The organism is Pseudomonas sp. MWU12-2029, assembly GCF_023242425.1.
GTDB classification, from domain to species: Bacteria; Pseudomonadota; Gammaproteobacteria; order Pseudomonadales; family Pseudomonadaceae; genus Aquipseudomonas; species Aquipseudomonas kribbensis.
Genome location: NZ_JALJDY010000001.1, coordinates 718,940 through 734,866, shown reverse-complemented (window position 1 = coordinate 734,866; position 15,927 = coordinate 718,940). Strand labels below are relative to the sequence as shown.

General features: G+C 60.0%; 17 protein-coding genes. 9 read left to right on the top strand and 8 right to left on the bottom strand.

The annotated features are described in order from the left end of the window. Positions 1-28 precede the first annotated feature (28 nt). The 3 genes from M5B44_RS03550 to M5B44_RS03540 are packed head-to-tail and all read left to right on the top strand — an operon-like array spanning position 29 to position 3,094. Positions 29-1,210, top strand: a complete 1,182-nt coding sequence (locus M5B44_RS03550) for an amino acid ABC transporter permease (RefSeq protein WP_248738244.1) — start codon at positions 29-31, stop codon at positions 1,208-1,210. A 10-nt stretch (positions 1,211-1,220) separates the two neighbouring features. After that, complete coding sequence (locus tag M5B44_RS03545) at positions 1,221-2,318, top strand: amino acid ABC transporter permease (RefSeq protein ID WP_096819186.1); 1,098 nt, start codon at positions 1,221-1,223, stop codon at positions 2,316-2,318. A gap of 11 nt (positions 2,319-2,329) precedes the next feature. Beyond that, positions 2,330-3,094 (top strand): amino acid ABC transporter ATP-binding protein, encoded by a 765-nt coding sequence (locus tag M5B44_RS03540; protein ID WP_114881492.1) that lies wholly within the window; start codon positions 2,330-2,332, stop codon positions 3,092-3,094. Between the two features lie 53 nt (positions 3,095-3,147). Here M5B44_RS03540 and M5B44_RS03535 read toward each other — a convergent pair whose 3' ends face one another. Both M5B44_RS03535 and M5B44_RS03530 read right to left on the bottom strand, forming a co-directional pair. Then, a complete protein-coding gene (locus M5B44_RS03535; RefSeq protein WP_248738243.1) occupies positions 3,148-3,636 on the bottom strand; it encodes a type II toxin-antitoxin system MqsA family antitoxin in 489 nt (162 codons plus the stop codon). After that, entirely contained in the window at positions 3,633-3,941 is a 309-nt protein-coding gene (locus M5B44_RS03530; protein WP_248738242.1) for a type II toxin-antitoxin system MqsR family toxin, read from the bottom strand. The genes M5B44_RS03535 and M5B44_RS03530 overlap by 4 nt, the downstream gene beginning before the upstream one ends. A 166-nt stretch (positions 3,942-4,107) precedes the next feature. Here M5B44_RS03530 and M5B44_RS03525 point away from each other — a divergent pair, with 166 nt between their 5' ends. The 5 genes from M5B44_RS03525 (at position 4,108) to M5B44_RS03505 (ending at position 8,756) form a co-directional block, all read left to right on the top strand. Continuing rightward, positions 4,108-4,767, top strand: a complete 660-nt coding sequence (locus M5B44_RS03525; protein WP_248738241.1) for a FadR/GntR family transcriptional regulator — start codon at positions 4,108-4,110, stop codon at positions 4,765-4,767. Then, entirely contained in the window at positions 4,757-6,061 is a 1,305-nt protein-coding gene (locus tag M5B44_RS03520; RefSeq protein WP_248738240.1) for a CynX/NimT family MFS transporter, read from the top strand. The genes M5B44_RS03525 and M5B44_RS03520 overlap by 11 nt, the downstream gene beginning before the upstream one ends. Before the next feature lie 204 nt (positions 6,062-6,265). Continuing rightward, entirely contained in the window at positions 6,266-6,739 is a 474-nt protein-coding gene (locus tag M5B44_RS03515; protein WP_248738239.1) for a nuclear transport factor 2 family protein, read from the top strand. 39 nt (positions 6,740-6,778) lie between these two features. After that, entirely contained in the window at positions 6,779-7,081 is a 303-nt protein-coding gene (locus M5B44_RS03510; protein ID WP_248738238.1) for a GIY-YIG nuclease family protein, read from the top strand. Between the two features lie 739 nt (positions 7,082-7,820). Continuing rightward, positions 7,821-8,756: a glutathione S-transferase family protein gene (locus M5B44_RS03505; protein WP_248738237.1), complete on the top strand. Its 936-nt coding sequence runs from the start codon at positions 7,821-7,823 to the stop codon at positions 8,754-8,756. Positions 8,757-8,787: 31 nt separating this feature from the next. Here the strand turns inward: M5B44_RS03505 and M5B44_RS03500 are convergent, their stop codons facing one another. Beyond that, on the bottom strand, positions 8,788-9,138 hold the full coding sequence (locus M5B44_RS03500; RefSeq protein WP_248738236.1) for a glutaredoxin family protein: 351 nt from the start codon (positions 9,136-9,138) through the stop codon (positions 8,788-8,790). Next, positions 9,138-10,142, bottom strand: coding sequence for a nucleoid-associated protein YejK (gene yejK, locus M5B44_RS03495; protein ID WP_248738235.1), 1,005 nt, complete (start codon positions 10,140-10,142; stop codon positions 9,138-9,140). The genes M5B44_RS03500 and yejK overlap by 1 nt, the downstream gene beginning before the upstream one ends. A 396-nt stretch (positions 10,143-10,538) precedes the next feature. Here yejK and M5B44_RS03490 point away from each other — a divergent pair, with 396 nt between their 5' ends. Beyond that, positions 10,539-10,820: an HU family DNA-binding protein gene (locus M5B44_RS03490; protein WP_003221909.1), complete on the top strand. Its 282-nt coding sequence runs from the start codon at positions 10,539-10,541 to the stop codon at positions 10,818-10,820. 122 nt (positions 10,821-10,942) lie between these two features. Here the strand turns inward: M5B44_RS03490 and rlmF are convergent, their stop codons facing one another. The 4 genes from rlmF to M5B44_RS03470 form a co-directional block, all read right to left on the bottom strand. Next, complete coding sequence (gene rlmF / locus M5B44_RS03485) at positions 10,943-11,965, bottom strand: 23S rRNA (adenine(1618)-N(6))-methyltransferase RlmF (RefSeq protein WP_085711673.1); 1,023 nt, start codon at positions 11,963-11,965, stop codon at positions 10,943-10,945. 133 nt (positions 11,966-12,098) lie between these two features. Next, on the bottom strand, positions 12,099-14,945 hold the full coding sequence (locus M5B44_RS03480; RefSeq protein ID WP_248738234.1) for a valine--tRNA ligase: 2,847 nt from the start codon (positions 14,943-14,945) through the stop codon (positions 12,099-12,101). 134 nt (positions 14,946-15,079) lie between these two features. Further along, complete coding sequence (locus M5B44_RS03475) at positions 15,080-15,475, bottom strand: DNA polymerase III subunit chi (RefSeq protein ID WP_085711671.1); 396 nt, start codon at positions 15,473-15,475, stop codon at positions 15,080-15,082. Between the two features lie 8 nt (positions 15,476-15,483). Next, on the bottom strand, positions 15,484-15,912 hold the full coding sequence (locus M5B44_RS03470) for a DNA polymerase III subunit chi (protein WP_248738233.1): 429 nt from the start codon (positions 15,910-15,912) through the stop codon (positions 15,484-15,486). Positions 15,913-15,927: the final 15 nt, after the last annotated feature.

The following is a 15,927-nucleotide window of genomic DNA, read 5'->3' as shown; positions in this document are numbered from 1 at the left end:
TTCTGTTCCATTTCTTGCGGGGCACTTCATGCAAAATTCAATCGGCGCACCAAAGCAGAGGTTCAGCCTCAGCGATCCGCGTGTGCGTGCGTGGCTATTCCAGATCATCACCGTCGTGGCGGTGGTCGCCATGGGCTGGTATCTGTTCGACAACACCCAGACCAACCTGCAGCACCGGGGCATCACGTCCGGGTTCAGCTTTCTGGAGCGCAGTGCCGGGTTCGGCATCGCTCAACACCTGATCTCCTACACCGAAGCCGACAGCTATGCCCGCGTGTTCGTGATCGGCCTGCTCAACACCTTGCTGGTGACTTTCATCGGCGTGATCCTGGCGACCCTGCTGGGCTTCATCATCGGTGTGGCGCGGCTGTCGCCGAACTGGATCATCAGCAAACTGGCGACCGTGTATGTGGAAGTCTTCCGCAACATTCCGCCGCTGCTGCAAATCCTGTTCTGGTATTTCGCGGTGTTCCTGACCATGCCGGGCCCGCGCAACAGTCACAACTTCGGCGACACCTTCTTCGTCAGCAGCCGTGGCCTGAACATGCCGGCCGCGCAGATGGCCGACGGCTTCTGGGCGTTCGTTGTCAGCGTCGTGGTGGCTATCGTTGCCATCGTGTTGATGAGCCGCTGGGCCAACAAACGTTTCGAGGAAACCGGCGAGCCGTTCCACAAGTTCTGGGTCGGCCTGGCGATGTTCCTGGTGATCCCGACGCTGTGCGCGCTGATCTTCGGCGCGCCGCTGCATTGGGAAATGCCGAAGCTGCAAGGCTTCAACTTCGTCGGCGGCTGGGTATTGATCCCGGAACTGCTGGCCCTGACCCTGGCCCTGACCGTATACACCGCGGCGTTCATCGCCGAGATCGTGCGTTCGGGGATCAAGTCGGTCAGCCACGGCCAGACCGAAGCGGCCCGTTCCCTCGGCCTGCGCAACGGTCCGACCCTGCGCAAGGTGATCATTCCGCAAGCGCTGCGCGTGATCATTCCGCCGCTGACCAGCCAATACCTGAACCTGGCGAAGAACTCCTCGCTGGCGGCCGGTATCGGTTACCCGGAAATGGTTTCGCTGTTCGCCGGCACCGTGCTGAACCAGACCGGCCAGGCGATCGAAGTCATTGCCATCACCATGAGCGTGTACCTGGCGATCAGTATCAGCATTTCCCTGCTGATGAACTGGTACAACAAGCGCATTGCGCTGATCGAGCGGTAAGGAATAGCGCATGAGTACTCATACTTTCAAACCCGACATGCCACCGCCGGCCAAGGTCTTCGGCCCGATGGCGTGGATCCGCGCGAATATGTTCTCCAGCTGGCTCAACACCCTGCTGACCCTGTTTGCGTTCTACCTGATTTACCTGGTGATTCCGCCGTTGCTCAGCTGGGCGATCTTCGATGCCAACTGGGTCGGCACCACCCGCGCCGACTGCACCAAGGCGGGCGCCTGCTGGGTGTTCATCGAGCAGCGTTTCGGCCAGTTCATGTACGGCTACTACCCGGCGGACCTGCGCTGGCGCGTGGACCTGACCGTGTGGCTGGCGGTCATCGGCGTGGCGCCGCTGTTCATCAAGCGTGTGCCGCGTAAAGCGGTGTACGGACTGAGCTTCCTGGTGGTGTATCCGATCGTTGCCTGGTGCCTGCTGCATGGCGGCGTGTTCGGCCTGAGCGCCGTTGCCACCAGTCAGTGGGGCGGCCTGATGCTGACCCTGGTGATCGCCACCGTCGGTATCGCCGGTGCGTTGCCGCTGGGGATCATGCTGGCGTTGGGACGACGTTCGAACATGCCGGCCATTCGTGTGGTCTGCGTGACGTTCATCGAGTTCTGGCGCGGCGTGCCGCTGATCACCGTGCTGTTCATGTCTTCGGTGATGCTGCCGCTGTTCCTGCCTGAAGGCATGAACTTCGACAAGCTGCTGCGGGCGCTGATCGGCGTGATCCTGTTCCAGTCGGCCTACGTCGCCGAAGTGGTACGCGGCGGTCTGCAAGCGATCCCCAAAGGTCAGTACGAAGCCGCTGCCGCGATGGGCCTCGGTTACTGGCGTGCCATGGGCCTGGTGATTCTGCCGCAAGCCCTGAAGCTGGTGATTCCCGGCATCGTCAACACCTTCATCGCGCTGTTCAAGGACACCAGCCTGGTGATCATCATCGGCCTCTTTGACCTGCTCAACAGCGTCAAGCAAGCCGCTGCCGATCCGAAATGGCTGGGCATGGCCACCGAAGGCTACGTGTTCGCCGCCCTGGTGTTCTGGATTTTCTGTTTTGGCATGTCGCGCTATTCCATGCATCTGGAACGCAAGCTCGACACTGGCCACAAGCGTTAGGAGTTTTTTCGATGAGCGAAGCAATCAAAAAGCCAGTGGGCCCTGAAGGCATCATTCAGATGCAGGGCGTGAACAAGTGGTACGGCCAGTTCCACGTGCTGAAAGACATCAACCTCAACGTCAGGCAGGGCGAACGTATCGTGCTGTGCGGCCCGTCCGGTTCCGGCAAGTCCACCACCATCCGCTGCCTGAATCGTCTGGAAGAGCACCAGCAGGGCCGCATCGTGGTCGATGGCGTGGAGCTGACCAACGACCTCAAGCAGATCGAAGCGATCCGTCGTGAAGTCGGCATGGTGTTCCAGCACTTCAACCTGTTCCCGCACCTGACCATTCTGCAGAACTGCACGTTGGCGCCGATGTGGGTGCGCAAGATGCCCAAGCGCAAGGCCGAAGAAATCGCCATGCATTACCTGGAACGCGTACGCATTCCGGAGCAGGCGCACAAGTTCCCGGGGCAACTGTCCGGCGGTCAGCAGCAGCGTGTGGCGATTGCCCGCGCGCTGTGCATGAAACCGAAAATCATGCTGTTCGACGAGCCGACTTCGGCGCTCGACCCGGAGATGGTGAAAGAAGTTCTCGACACCATGATCGGTCTGGCCGAAGACGGCATGACCATGCTCTGCGTGACCCACGAAATGGGCTTTGCCCGCACCGTGGCCAACCGTGTGATCTTCATGGACAAGGGCGAAATCGTCGAGCAGGCGGCACCGAACGACTTCTTCGACAATCCGCAGAATGATCGGACCAAGTTGTTCCTGAGTCAGATTCTGCATTGATATCTGATGCATAAAACAAACCCGGCCTTGTGCCGGGTTTGTTTTTTTGGGGATCAGGACACGGTGAGGGTTTCGTGTTCTTTGTGAACGGTGTGCGTGAAGCCTCTCAAGTCTGCCCCTTCACCAAGAGACTTTGCATCGGTCAGCAAGTACGGGTAACGATCCAACAGTCGCATCAGCAGTATCAGTGCTTTGGGAGGCAATATTTCACCGCGCTCGTAGCGAGAGAAAGCGTTATGTCCACCACCCGACAATAATTGCACCGTCTCTTTTTGCGTAAGGTGCAATTTTCGACGGATACGCCTCATCTCGTCACCGATCATTTGCCTGGCAGCGAATACCAGTTCATCACCTGCTTCCCCATAACGTTCTGCGCTGTCAGTGTCGAAGTCCCACTCGACTTCACCGCACTTCTGGCACTCCCAGCCAGAAAGATTATCTACACGGCGCTCCATGCCTTTGACACTCAAGGTTTCGGCGCGACCCTCGAAATGCAGCATTCCCTCACGTGCACCGCAGCTGACACATTGCTGGGTTTTCATGGGTTTTTCTCCTTGAAGGAAATTACCGGTGGGCCGCCTGGGCGGTAGGTCACCTTGATGTAAATCTCCTGATCTTGTGAAGTGATGTGATACACGTCCTGCCAGACTCGATGATCGTCATAAGTGGTCATGGATTTGTACAACATCCTGTTCTGTAACTCGAAAACGATCTCTTGCATCTCTCTGAAGCTAAAGCCGAGCTTCTCACCGGATTTTGCTGAAGACCTGGTGAAGGCTTTTTTGCCAAGTCGCCTGACCTCAGCCTTAATCACCGCCAAGTCGTAATGGGGTGTGTTCTTTTCCATAAGAAACCAAAACCCTGTCCCTGAAATTACCCTTAAAGGGTAATTTTGACCAATCGAAAATCCCGCTTCATTTCCCTCCCAATCAACCTAGGTGGTTGCCGTCCTACACGGAGCTGACTAACATGTCAGAAAATTCATCCCATGATTGGATGAAAGGGCGAATCCTATGTCAGAAATTTCTCCACTCATTAAGCGATCCCTGGTCGACCAGGCCCTGGATCAATTGCGTCAGCGCATCACCGACGGCACCTGGCAGGTCGGTCAGCGTTTGCCGACCGAACCCGAGCTGTGCGCCGAACTCGGCATCAGCCGCAATACCGTGCGCGAGGCGATGCGGGTGCTGGCGTTTTCCGGGTTAATCGAAATCCGTCAGGGCGACGGCAGTTACCTGCGGGCGGTGGTCGATCCGATGGACACGCTCAAGGCGCTGTCCAAATGCTCGCTGGATCAGGCCCGGGAAACTCGGCACATCCTTGAAGTCGAGGCCATCGGCCTGGCGGCGTTGCGCCGTACCGATGAGGATCTGGCAGGGCTGCGCGAGGCGCTTGGCGTTGCCGGCAGCCACTATCACGGTGACCTCGACAGCTACATCGCCTGTGACCTGGTGTTTCACCGCCGACTGGTAGATGCCGCGCACAACCCGGCCCTCAGCGAGCTGTATCGCTATTTCTCCAGCATCGTCGGCGCGCAATTGCGCCAGACCCTGAACATCGTCCCTCGTCGACAGGAAGTCTTCGATTTGCACATCGCCTTGTTCGAAGCCGTCGAACAGCGCGATCCGGAACGGGCCAAGGCCCTGTCGAGGCAACTGATCAATGAACCTTGAAACCGAGAAAACCATGTCCCGCCCTGAAGCCGCCAACGCCCCCAAGCGCACCGCCGAACTGGAGGAGCTGCTGATTGATGCCGAGGCCGATGACGAGCAGGTGCAGCAAAGTCATCCGCTGGTGCGGCGCCCGTGGCTGTTGCTGCTGGGGCTGATTCTGGTGGCGTTGAACCTGCGCCCGGCGCTGTCGAGCATGGCGCCGCTGCTCAGTGAAGTGTCGAAAAGTCTTGGCTTGTCTGCCGCTCAGGCGGGGTTGCTGACGACGTTGCCGGTGCTGTGTCTCGGTCTGTTCGCTCCGTTGGCTCCGGTGCTGGCGCGACGTTTCGGTGCCGAGCGGGTGGTGCTGGGGATTCTGCTGACACTGGCTGGCGGCATCATCCTGCGCAGCAACTTCGGTGAAATCGGCCTGTTTGCCGGCAGTGTCTTGGGTGGCGCGAGTATCGGCATCATCGGCGTGCTGCTGCCGGGCATCGTCAAGCGCGACTTCGCCAAACACGCCGGCACAATGACCGGTGTCTACACCATGGCCCTGTGCCTGGGCGCGGCCATGGCGGCGGGTTCGACCGTGCCGTTGAGCGAGCACTTCGATCACAGCTGGGCCATGGGCCTCGGCTTCTGGGTGATTCCGGCGCTGGTCGCGGCGGTGTTCTGGCTGCCACAAATCGGCCAGAAACACGGCGCGCACAACGTCGCCTATCGGGTGCGTGGCTTGTTGCGTGATCCGCTGGCCTGGCAGGTGACCTTGTACATGGGCCTGCAATCGTCGCTGGCCTACATCGTGTTCGGCTGGTTGCCGTCGATCCTGATCGGTCGCGGGCTTACGCCGACTCAGGCCGGTCTGGTGCTGTCCGGTTCGGTGATCATCCAGCTTGCCAGTTCCCTGGCAGCGCCATGGCTGGCCACGCGCGGCAAGGATCAACGATTGGCCATCGTGGTGGTGATGGCGCTGACCCTCGGCGGACTGTTCGGTTGCCTTTACGCGCCGATCGAAGGCTTGTGGGGATGGGCGATCCTGCTGGGCCTGGGGCAGGGCGGTACGTTCAGCCTGGCGCTGACCCTGATCGTGTTGCGCTCGCGGGACTCCCATGTCGCGGCGAACCTGTCGAGCATGTCCCAGGGCTTCGGCTATACCCTCGCGTCCATGGGGCCGTTCGCGGTCGGCGTGGTGCACGACTGGACCGGTGGCTGGAACGCCGTGGGCTGGATCTTCGGCATCGTCGGGGCGGGTGCGATCCTTGCCGGCCTCGGTGCCGGGCGTGCGCTTTACGTGCAGGTCGAAAGCGAAAAGGTCTGATGCAGGAAACAATTGTGGGAGCGAGCCTGCTCGCGATAGTGCCCTGACATCCAGCCATGATGTCGACTGACAATCAGCCATCGCGAGCAGGCTCGCTCCCACAGGTTTTATTGGCTATCGGTATTCGGAATGCGAATGCCGATAGTGTTTCGGGCGTTTGCGGATTATCGTGCTGGCAATCTGTACATTTCCTGGAGATTGCCCATGAGTGAAGAAGCCCACAGCGCCCTGATCACCCGTTTCTACCAGGCTTTCCAGCGCCTCGACGCCGAGGCCATGGCCGCCTGCTACACCGACGACGTGGTGTTCAGCGATCCGGCCTTCGGCGAGCTGCGCGGCCGCGATGCCGGCGACATGTGGCGCATGCTCACCACCCGGGCCAAGGACTTCTCCCTGACCTTCGACAACGTCCGCGCCGACGAGCGCAGCGGCGGTGCCCACTGGGTGGCGACCTACCTGTTCAGCCAGACCGGCAACGTCGTGATCAACGACATCCAGGCACGCTTCGTCTTCCGCGACGGCAAGATCTGTGAACACCACGACCACTTCGACCTGTGGCGCTGGTCTCGTCAGGCACTGGGCTTCAAGGGCCTGCTGCTGGGCTGGACGCCGCTGGTGCGCAACGCCGTCCGCACCCAGGCGCTGAAAGGGCTGAAGGCATTTCAGGCGAGTCGCTGATAAGATCGCCGCCTGTTTCCCTTGCGCCTGAATTGCCCCGTGACCAGCCTCAGCGAAAATCCTCCCGAAGCCGACGTTCCAGTGAGCAAGTCCTGGTTCGTCTACCTCGTTCGCGCCGCCAACGGTTCGCTGTACTGCGGGATCAGCGATGATCCCGTGCGCCGCTTTGCCAAACATCAAAGCGGTAAAGGTGCACGGTTCTTTCTCTCGAGCCCGGCGATGGCGCTGGTCTATACCGAGCTGTGCCGCGACAAGAGTGATGCGTTGCGCCAGGAACGGTTGATCAAGAAACTCAGAAAGAGTGCGAAGGAGTGTCTGGTGGCGTCTTATCGGCCGGACTGAATAAGCCCTCAAGCCTTGTAGATATCCCTTCCGTAGAGGCGACACGTTGCATAAACGACAGGCAAGAAAAAACCGCCCTTGTAGGCGGTTTTTTCTGTAAACCTCGGTTTGCGGCCGGGGTTTAGCATCTCACTGGATACACTGGCGCAGACCAAGAGTATTCGTCTTTACGTCACCAGGCAAGCCTTGAAACACCCATTCCAGAGAATGCGATTTTGAGCTCATTTGTTTAAATGACGGTATAGCAATCCGATTACTATTCGTCCGCTCGCATGCCAATGCAGCTTTTGAGGTCTGGCTGATCGACGTAACGGTTTCATGCCCTCTGACATGGGGTTGCTCCCGTGCCGGAATGATTTTTCAGGGGGATCACAACCGGCCGCCTCATTGGATACATTGGCGTGTATTCCGAAGGCGTACGTGGTCCGGTAAGCACGCTGGAGGTTTGGCCCCCAACCGGAGGCCAAAACGTATGAAGCTTTTGCTGCGTACTCTGAGCCTCGTATGGAGGTCGTTCAAAGCGTTTCGCTTTTACGAGTTCCTGCGAGATCACTTCGATGACCGGATGTAAGGCCATTGCACTGGGAAAACCATCTCGGTTTCGGCTGAGACGGTTTTTTTCGAAAACTCTCGAGTGCTTTATTAACCTGACTGATCAGTTCCCATCAGCCGGATCCGTAGGCTGCGAACGAATTGCGCGCTAAGCTGCGGGTTCACTTCCTGTGCGGCGGAGCCGAGCATGTCCGAGTTGATCCTCCATCATTACCCGACCTCTCCATTCGCCGAAAAGGCCCGGCTGCTGTTGGGTTTCAAGGGCTTGTCCTGGCGCTCGGTGCACATCTCGCCGGTAATGCCGAAGCCGGACCTGACTGCTCTGACCGGTGGTTACCGCAAGACGCCAGTGCTGCAGATCGGTGCCGATATCTATTGCGACACCGCGTTGATCGCCCGTCGTCTGGAGCAGGAAAAGGCCCAGCCTTCGTTCTTCCCGGAAGGTCAGGAAATGATCGCCGCCAGTTTCGCCGCCTGGGCCGATTCTGTGGTGTTCCAGCACGCAGTGAGCCTGGTGTTTCAGCCGGAATCGGTGGCGGTGCGTTTCGGCAAGTTGCCGCCGGAAGCGATCAAGGCCTTCCTCGCCGATCGTGCCGGACTGTTCAGTGGTGGCAGCGCGACCAAAATTTCGGCCGAGCAGGCCAAGCACAATTGGCCAACCATCATGGCGCGTCTGGAGCAGCAGTTGCAGCGTGAGGACGGTGACTTCCTGTTCGGTGAGCCGTCGATAGCCGACTTCGCCATGGCGCATCCGCTGTGGTTCCTCAAGGCTACGCATGTGACGGCGCCGCTGGTGGATGACTATCCGGCTGTGTCTGCGTGGCTTGGGCGGGTGCTGGGCTTCGGCCATGGTGCGGCGAGTGCGATGACGTCGGAAGAAGCGCTGGAAGTTGCGCGCAGTTCGACCCCGGCGGCGTTGCCGCAAGAAGTATTTGTCGATCCGAACGGGTTTGAAGCGGGCCAACAAGTCGTGATCGCGGCCACTGACTATGGCGTTGATCCGGTTGCCGGAGAGCTGGTATTTGCAGGTCGCGAAGAGCTGATCCTGCGCCGTGAAGACGAACGCGGTGGCGTAGTGCATGTGCACTTCCCGCGTTTCGGTTTCCGAATCGAGAAACGCTGAAACAAATGAGGGAGCCGATTGGCTCCCTCGTTCATTTCAGTGCAGCAAGAATTTCGTCCGGATCAAACCCGCGAATCAACGTGCCATTGACGTCGATCAGCGGAATCCCGCGCCCGCCCAGCGCTTCGTACGCCTTGCGCGCCTCGGCGTCCTTCTCGATATCGAATTCCTTGAACGCAATCCCTTTCTGATCGAGAAAGCGCTTGGTCTGCTTGCAGTACCCGCACCAGTCCGTGGTGTACAGCACGACCCTGGCGTTGGCGCGGACCTGCTCGGACGCCATCTGCGACGGGTTGAACACCCGCTCGATCTTGCCCCAGTTCTGATAGACCACGACCACCAGTAGAACCAGTGCAACCTTCTTCAGCACATTGCCGAGCATCAGGTGCGACGCTTCAACTGATCGGTGAGCGAGGTCGGCAGGCCTTTGATGACCAGCGTGCCGGCTTCTTCGTCGTATTCGATCTTCGAGCCCAGCAGGTGCGCTTCGAAGCTGATCGACAGGCCTTCGGCGCGGCCGGTGAAGCGGCGGAACTGGTTGAGCGTGCGCTTGTCCGCCGGAATCTCCGGCGACAGGCCGTAATCCTTGTTGCGGATGTGGTCGTAGAAGGCTTTCGGACGTTCTTCGTCGATCAGCTCCGAGAGTTCTTCCAGGCCCATTGGCTCGCCGAGCTTGGCCTGGCTGCTGGCGTAGTCGACCAGGGTCTTGGTCTTCTCGCGGGCGGAATCTTCCGGCAGGTCTTCGCTCTCGACGAAGTCGCTGAAGGCCTTGAGCAGCGTGCGGGTCTCGCCCGGGCCGTCGACGCCTTCCTGGCAGCCGATGAAGTCGCGGAAGTATTCCGAGACCTTCTTGCCGTTCTTGCCCTTGATGAACGAGATGTACTGCTTGGACTGCTTGTTGTTCTGCCACTCGGAGACGTTGATCCGCGCCGCCAGGTGCAGCTGGCCGAGGTCGAGGTGGCGCGAAGGCGTCACGTCCAGTTGATCGGTCACCGCCACGCCTTCGCTGTGGTGCAGCAGGGCGATGGCCAGGTAATCGGTCATGCCTTGCTGGTAGTGGGCGAACAGCACATGGCCGCCGACTGACAGGTTCGACTCTTCCATCAGTTTTTGCAGGTGCTCGACCGCGACTTTGCTGAATGCGGTGAAGTCCTTGCCGCCTTCCATGTATTCCTTCAGCCAGCCGCTGAAAGGGAATGCACCGGACTCCGGATGGAACAAGCCCCAGGCTTTGCCCTGTTTGGCGTTATAGCTCTCGTTGAGGTCGGCGAGCATGTTCTCGATGGCGGCGGACTCGGCCAGTTCAGAGTCACGGGCGTGCAGGACTGCGGGCGTGCCATCGGGTTTTTTGTCGATCAGGTGGACGATGCAATGACGGATCGGCATGGGCTTCTCGGCAAGTGAAAGGGAGGAGGGCGGGCTCCCCCGAAAAAGCGCTCAGTGTACCGCAACCACTGGTTTTGGCGCGGGCTGAAGGGCAATTCGGGGTCATGGGGCGGCGCTTATGCATTTATTTACCGATTTAGCGCAATAAACCTGACCATTTGGCTAGCTAGAGGCGGATATTTCCTTGTCTCTGTGCTAGTTTTGCCCGGTCTTACGCGTAGTCACTGCGTTAAGCGTGCATTCAGCATTTGTCAGGTCGAACCAAACCCTGATTTCGGCATCTATAACCCCGACTCGTCGTGGTTATCGCCGAGGGTGCCAGATCCAGAAGATCGGGCTCGATGGCTGACACTGCACTCTGCAATCCATATGAATTTGATAGGGAAGGAACACTACATGGCTCTTACTAAAGACCAACTGATCGCCGACATCGCTGAAGCTATCGACGCGCCGAAAACCACCGCGCGTAACGCTCTGGACCAACTGGGCCAAATCGTTGCCGATCAGCTGGAAAACGGCGGCGAAATCACCTTGCCAGGTATCGGCAAGCTGAAAGTGACCGAGCGTCCTGCCCGCACTGGCCGTAACCCGTCGACTGGCGCTGCCATCGAAATCCCTGCCAAGAAAGTGATCAAGCTGGTTGTGGCCAAAGGCCTGACCGACGCTGTGAACAAGTAAGACGCAGCGATAAAAAAACCGTGCGCCGGAGTGATCCGGGCACGGTTTTTTTGTGCCTGCCGAATGTGTTTCGGCAGTAGTGGCGGCTGCTTGCAATCAAGCGCCGCCTCAGGTGAAACGTATTACTTGCGAACCCAGCGCTCACGCCGCCAGATCTGCTGCTCGGACTTGGTCTGGAAGGTCCAGGCGACGAAGCGGCTCTGCTTCTGTCCCTGGGACATTTCCACTACCTGACTTTCCAGCGCACCGGCCTTTTTCAGCGCGGTTTCGATGGCGGGCAGGTTCGAGGCTTTCGAGACCAGGGTGCTGAACCACAACACCTTGTGCGCAAGGGTCGCGCTTTCGGCGATCAGTTGCGTCACGAAACGTGCTTCGCCACCTTCACACCACAGTTCGGCAGACTGGCCACCGAAATTCAGCACCGGCAGCTTACGCTTCGGATCGGCCTTGCCCAGGGCTCGCCATTTGCGCTCGCTGCCCTTGGTGGCCTCTTCCATCGACGCGTGGAACGGCGGGTTGCACATGGTCAGGTCAAAGCGCTCACCGGGCTCCAGCAGGTCGATCAGGATGTGCTTGCGGTTCTCCTGCTGGCGCAGCTTGATGACCTTGCTCAGGTCGTTGGACTGGACGATGGCCCTGGCGGCGGCCACGGCCGTCGGGTCGATTTCCGAGCCCAGGAAGTGCCAGCGGTATTCGCTGTTGCCGATCAACGGGTACACGCAGTTGGCGCCCATGCCGATATCCAGCACGTTGACGATGGCACCGCGCGGAACCACGCCGTCGTTGTTGCTCGCCAGCAGGTCAGCCAGGAAGTGTATGTAGTCGGCACGGCCCGGCACCGGCGGGCAGAGGTAGTCGGCCGGGATGTCCCAATGCTGGATGCCATAGAACGACTTGAGCAACGCCCGGTTGAACACACGCACCGCATCGGGACTGGCGAAGTCGATGCTTTCCTTGCCGTACGGGTTGGTGATCACGAACTTCGCCAGTTCCGGCGTGGTCTTGATCAGCGCCGGAAAGTCGTAACGACCCTGATGGCGATTGCGCGGATGCAGGCTGGCTTCTTTACGCGGTTCCACGGGCTTGGCCGGGGTGGCGGAGTCAGGCTTCTTGCGCGCAGGTTTCGGTGTACGTGGGGCGTTCATGGGCGTGGTCGATTCGGGTAGGGCTGAAAGTGGCGGCTATTGTCCCACAGGGAGCCGCGTTGTTGGCCGGAAAAGTGCCGGGCACAAAAAAGGGAGGCCGTTGCGGGCCTCCCTTTTTCAGTGCGATTTGCCGTTACAGGCTGGCAATCCGCGCGTGCTGCTCGGCCAGTTTGCCCAGAGCCTGTTCGGCTTCGGCCAGTTTGGCGCGTTCCTTCTCGATGACTTCGGCCGGAGCCTTGTCAACGAAACCGGCGTTGGACAGCTTGCCGCCGACCCGCTGGACTTCGCCCTGCAGACGCAGGATTTCCTTGTCCAGACGCGCCAGTTCGGCGTTCTTGTCGATCAGGCCGGCCATCGGCACCAGCACTTCCATCTCGCCAACCAGCGCGGTGGCGGACAGCGGCGCTTCTTCGCCGGCCGCCAGGACGGTGATCGATTCCAGACGCGCCAGCTTCTTCAGCAGCGCTTCGTTCTCGGTCAGACGACGCTGGTCTTCAGCGGTGACGTTTTTCAGATAGATCGGCAGCGGTTTGCCCGGGCCGATGTTCATTTCGCCACGGATGTTGCGCGTACCGAGCATCAGGCCCTTGAGCCATTCGATGTCGTCTTCGGCCGCCGGATCGATGCGCTCTTCGTTGGCCACCGGCCAGGCTTGCAGCATGATCGTCTTGCCCTGAATGCCGGCCAGCGGCGCAATGCGCTGCCAGATTTCTTCAGTGATGAACGGCATGAACGGATGCGCCAGACGCAGCGCCACTTCCAGTACGCGAACCAGCGTGCGACGAGTGCCGCGCTGACGCTCGACCGGCGCGTTTTCGTCCCACAGCACAGGCTTGGACAGTTCCAGGTACCAGTCGCAGTACTGGTTCCAGATGAACTCGTACAGCGCTTGCGCGGCGAGGTCGAAACGGAACTGATCCAGTTGACGGGTCACTTCGGCTTCGGTGCGCTGCAGTTGCGAGATGATCCAGCGATCCGCCAGCGACAGCTCGCAGGCTTCGCCGTTCTGGCCGCAGTCTTCACCCTTGTCCAGAACATAACGCGCAGCGTTCCAGATCTTGTTGCAGAAGTTGCGATAGCCTTCGACGCGGCCCATGTCGAACTTGATGTCGCGACCGGTGGACGCCAGCGAGCAGAAGGTGAAGCGCAGGGCGTCGGTGCCGTAGCTGGCGATGCCGTCGGCGAATTCTTCGCGGGTCTGCTTCTCGATCTTCTTCGCCAGTTTCGGCTGCATCAGACCGGAAGTACGTTTCTGTACCAGGGTTTCGAGCTCGATGCCGTCGATGATGTCCAGCGGGTCCAGGACGTTGCCCTTGGACTTGGACATCTTCTGGCCCTGGCCGTCACGCACCAGACCGTGCACATAAACAGTCTTGAACGGGACCTGCGGCGTGCCGTCCTCGTTCTTGATCAGGTGCATGGTCAGCATGATCATCCGGGCAACCCAGAAGAAAATGATGTCGAAGCCCGTCACCAGCACGTCGGTGGAATGGAATTTCTTCAGGAACTCGGTCTTTTCCGGCCAGCCCAAGGTGGAGAAGGTCCACAGGCCCGAGCTGAACCAGGTGTCGAGCACGTCGTTGTCCTGTTGCAGTGCAACGTCCGGGCCGAGGTTGTGCTTGGCACGCACTTCGGCTTCGTCGCGACCGACGTAGACCTTGCCCGACTCGTCGTACCAGGCCGGAATCCGGTGGCCCCACCACAGCTGACGGCTGATGCACCAGTCCTGGATGTCGCGCATCCACGAGAAGTACATGTTTTCGTACTGCTTCGGCACGAACTGGATGCGGCCGTCTTCAACGGCGGCAATCGCAGGTTCGGCCAGCGGCTTGGTGGACACGTACCATTGGTCGGTCAGCCACGGCTCAATGACGGTGCCGGAGCGGTCGCCTTTCGGCACTTTCAGGCCGTGATCGTCGACGCTGACCAGCAGGCCGGCGGCGTCGAACGCGGCCACGATCTGCTTGCGTGCTTCGAAACGCTCGAGACCGGCGTACTCGGCCGGAATCTTGCCGTCGATGCTGTCGTTCAGCGTGCCGTCGAGGTTGAACACCTGGGCCGCAGGCAGCACGTTGGCGTTCTTGTCGAAGATGTTCAGCAGCGGCAGGTTGTGGCGCTTGCCGACTTCGTAGTCGTTGAAATCGTGGGCCGGGGTGATTTTCACGCAGCCGGTGCCGAATTCAGGATCGCAGTAATCGTCGGCGATGATCGGGATGCGACGGCCGACCAGTGGCAGCTCGACAAATTTGCCGATCAGGGCTTTGTAGCGCTCGTCGTTCGGGTTCACCGCGACGGCGGAGTCGCCGAGCATGGTTTCCGGACGGGTGGTCGCGACGATCAGGAAATCGTTGCCTTCGGCGGTTTTTGCGCCGTCGGCCAGCGGGTACTTCAGGTTCCACAGGAAACCTTTCTCGTCGTGGTTTTCCACTTCGAGGTCGGAAATCGCCGTGTGCAGCTTGGTGTCCCAGTTGACCAGACGCTTGCCGCGATAGATCAGACCGTCTTCGTGCAGGCGCACGAACGCTTCCTTAACGGCTTCCGAGAGGCCATCGTCCATGGTGAAGCGCTCGCGGCTCCAGTCCACGGACGAGCCGAGGCGGCGGATCTGACGGCTGATGTTGCCACCGGACTGATCCTTCCACTCCCAGACTTTCTCGAGGAATTTTTCCCGGCCCAGATCGTGGCGGTTCTGGCCCTGGGCTTCGAGTTGACGCTCCACCAGCATCTGCGTGGCGATACCGGCGTGGTCGGTGCCCGGCTGCCACAGGGTGTTGCGACCCTGCATGCGGCGGAAACGGATCAGGGCGTCCATGATCGCGTTGTTGAAACCGTGACCCATGTGCAGGCTGCCGGTGACGTTCGGCGGCGGGATCATGATGGTGTAGGAGTCGCCCGCGCCTTGCGGGGCGAAGTAGTTCTCGGACTCCCAGGTGTTGTACCAGGAAGTTTCAATGGCGTGCGGCTGGTAGGTCTTATCCATGCGCGGCGGGACCCTATTGGCATTTATTCAGGAAAAGCCGGGAAGTATAGCGGGGCATGGGGCGCAGGGCGAGCGGGGCGGGCCGGGTGGGGATCTAAAAGTGGGAGCGACCGTGCGAAGGCTCCCACCGTCGATTATTCGTACTGGCCGAGAAGCCGTTCCATCCGCGCCTCGAGGCGACGTTTGATTTCATTTTCAATGTGCGGGGCGAAGTCGTCGATCACGTCTTGCATGATCAGTTGCGCAGCGGCGCGCAGTTCGCTGTCCAGGTGCAGCAGCGCGTCGGGGCCTTTATCCACAGGTGCGGCGGGCGCGGTGGCGGGTTTTGCGACGGGGGCTGGCGGCGGTTCGACGGCCGGTGGCTCGGTGGCGACCGAGTCGAACAGCATCGGAATCTGTTCCTGTTCGCCATCATCGACCGTGTCGGTCAGCAGCGGCGGTTGCAGGTTGTCATCACCGAGCAGCTGGCGGATCGACTCGAGGTCATCCAGCAGGTGCGCGGGTTTTTGCAGCGGTTTTGGAGTGTCCATCGGCGTACTCAGAGTCGCTGTAAACGGTGGTCTTGCAGAGGATAGCCCTGTTCCCGGTAGAAACGGAAACTCTCCCGCGCAGCTGCACGGATCGCCGGATCTTCCACCACCACTTCCGCCACGCGGGCGAACTTGCTGGCGAAGGCTGGGACTTTCAGGTCCAGGTTGACGAGCAAATCCTGATGCTGGCCGCAGTCATCCCCCAGTCCAAGCACGATCAAACCTTCCGGTTCGCTCTCGGCCGGGCCGTGGGGCACGAAGGTTTCGCCCTTGAACGCCCACAGTCGCGCATCGAGGTCATCACGCTGGGCGGCATCGCTGCAATGCAGGTAGATGCGGTGACCCATGCGCCAGGCTTTCTCGGTGAGCTTGCAGGCAAAATCCAGACGCGCCGAGGGATCGGCACTGGGCAGGATGTAGAAGTCGACTTTGGTCATTGCGGTTCCTGAACT

Coding starts and splice junctions, on each gene's coding strand:
- M5B44_RS03550 (WP_248738244.1), top strand. CDS start 29: ATGCAAAATTCAATCGGCGCACCAAAGCAGAGGTTCAGCCTCAGCGAT.
- M5B44_RS03545 (WP_096819186.1), top strand. CDS start 1,221: ATGAGTACTCATACTTTCAAACCCGACATGCCACCGCCGGCCAAGGTC.
- M5B44_RS03540 (WP_114881492.1), top strand. CDS start 2,330: ATGAGCGAAGCAATCAAAAAGCCAGTGGGCCCTGAAGGCATCATTCAG.
- M5B44_RS03535 (WP_248738243.1), bottom strand. CDS start 3,636: ATGAAAACCCAGCAATGTGTCAGCTGCGGTGCACGTGAGGGAATGCTG.
- M5B44_RS03530 (WP_248738242.1), bottom strand. CDS start 3,941: ATGGAAAAGAACACACCCCATTACGACTTGGCGGTGATTAAGGCTGAG.
- M5B44_RS03525 (WP_248738241.1), top strand. CDS start 4,108: ATGTCAGAAATTTCTCCACTCATTAAGCGATCCCTGGTCGACCAGGCC.
- M5B44_RS03520 (WP_248738240.1), top strand. CDS start 4,757: ATGAACCTTGAAACCGAGAAAACCATGTCCCGCCCTGAAGCCGCCAAC.
- M5B44_RS03515 (WP_248738239.1), top strand. CDS start 6,266: ATGAGTGAAGAAGCCCACAGCGCCCTGATCACCCGTTTCTACCAGGCT.
- M5B44_RS03505 (WP_248738237.1), top strand. CDS start 7,821: ATGTCCGAGTTGATCCTCCATCATTACCCGACCTCTCCATTCGCCGAA.
- M5B44_RS03500 (WP_248738236.1), bottom strand. CDS start 9,138: ATGCTCGGCAATGTGCTGAAGAAGGTTGCACTGGTTCTACTGGTGGTC.
- yejK (WP_248738235.1), bottom strand. CDS start 10,142: ATGCCGATCCGTCATTGCATCGTCCACCTGATCGACAAAAAACCCGAT.
- M5B44_RS03490 (WP_003221909.1), top strand. CDS start 10,539: ATGGCTCTTACTAAAGACCAACTGATCGCCGACATCGCTGAAGCTATC.
- rlmF (WP_085711673.1), bottom strand. CDS start 11,965: ATGAACGCCCCACGTACACCGAAACCTGCGCGCAAGAAGCCTGACTCC.
- M5B44_RS03480 (WP_248738234.1), bottom strand. CDS start 14,945: ATGGATAAGACCTACCAGCCGCACGCCATTGAAACTTCCTGGTACAAC.
- M5B44_RS03475 (WP_085711671.1), bottom strand. CDS start 15,475: ATGGACACTCCAAAACCGCTGCAAAAACCCGCGCACCTGCTGGATGAC.
- M5B44_RS03470 (WP_248738233.1), bottom strand. CDS start 15,912: ATGACCAAAGTCGACTTCTACATCCTGCCCAGTGCCGATCCCTCGGCG.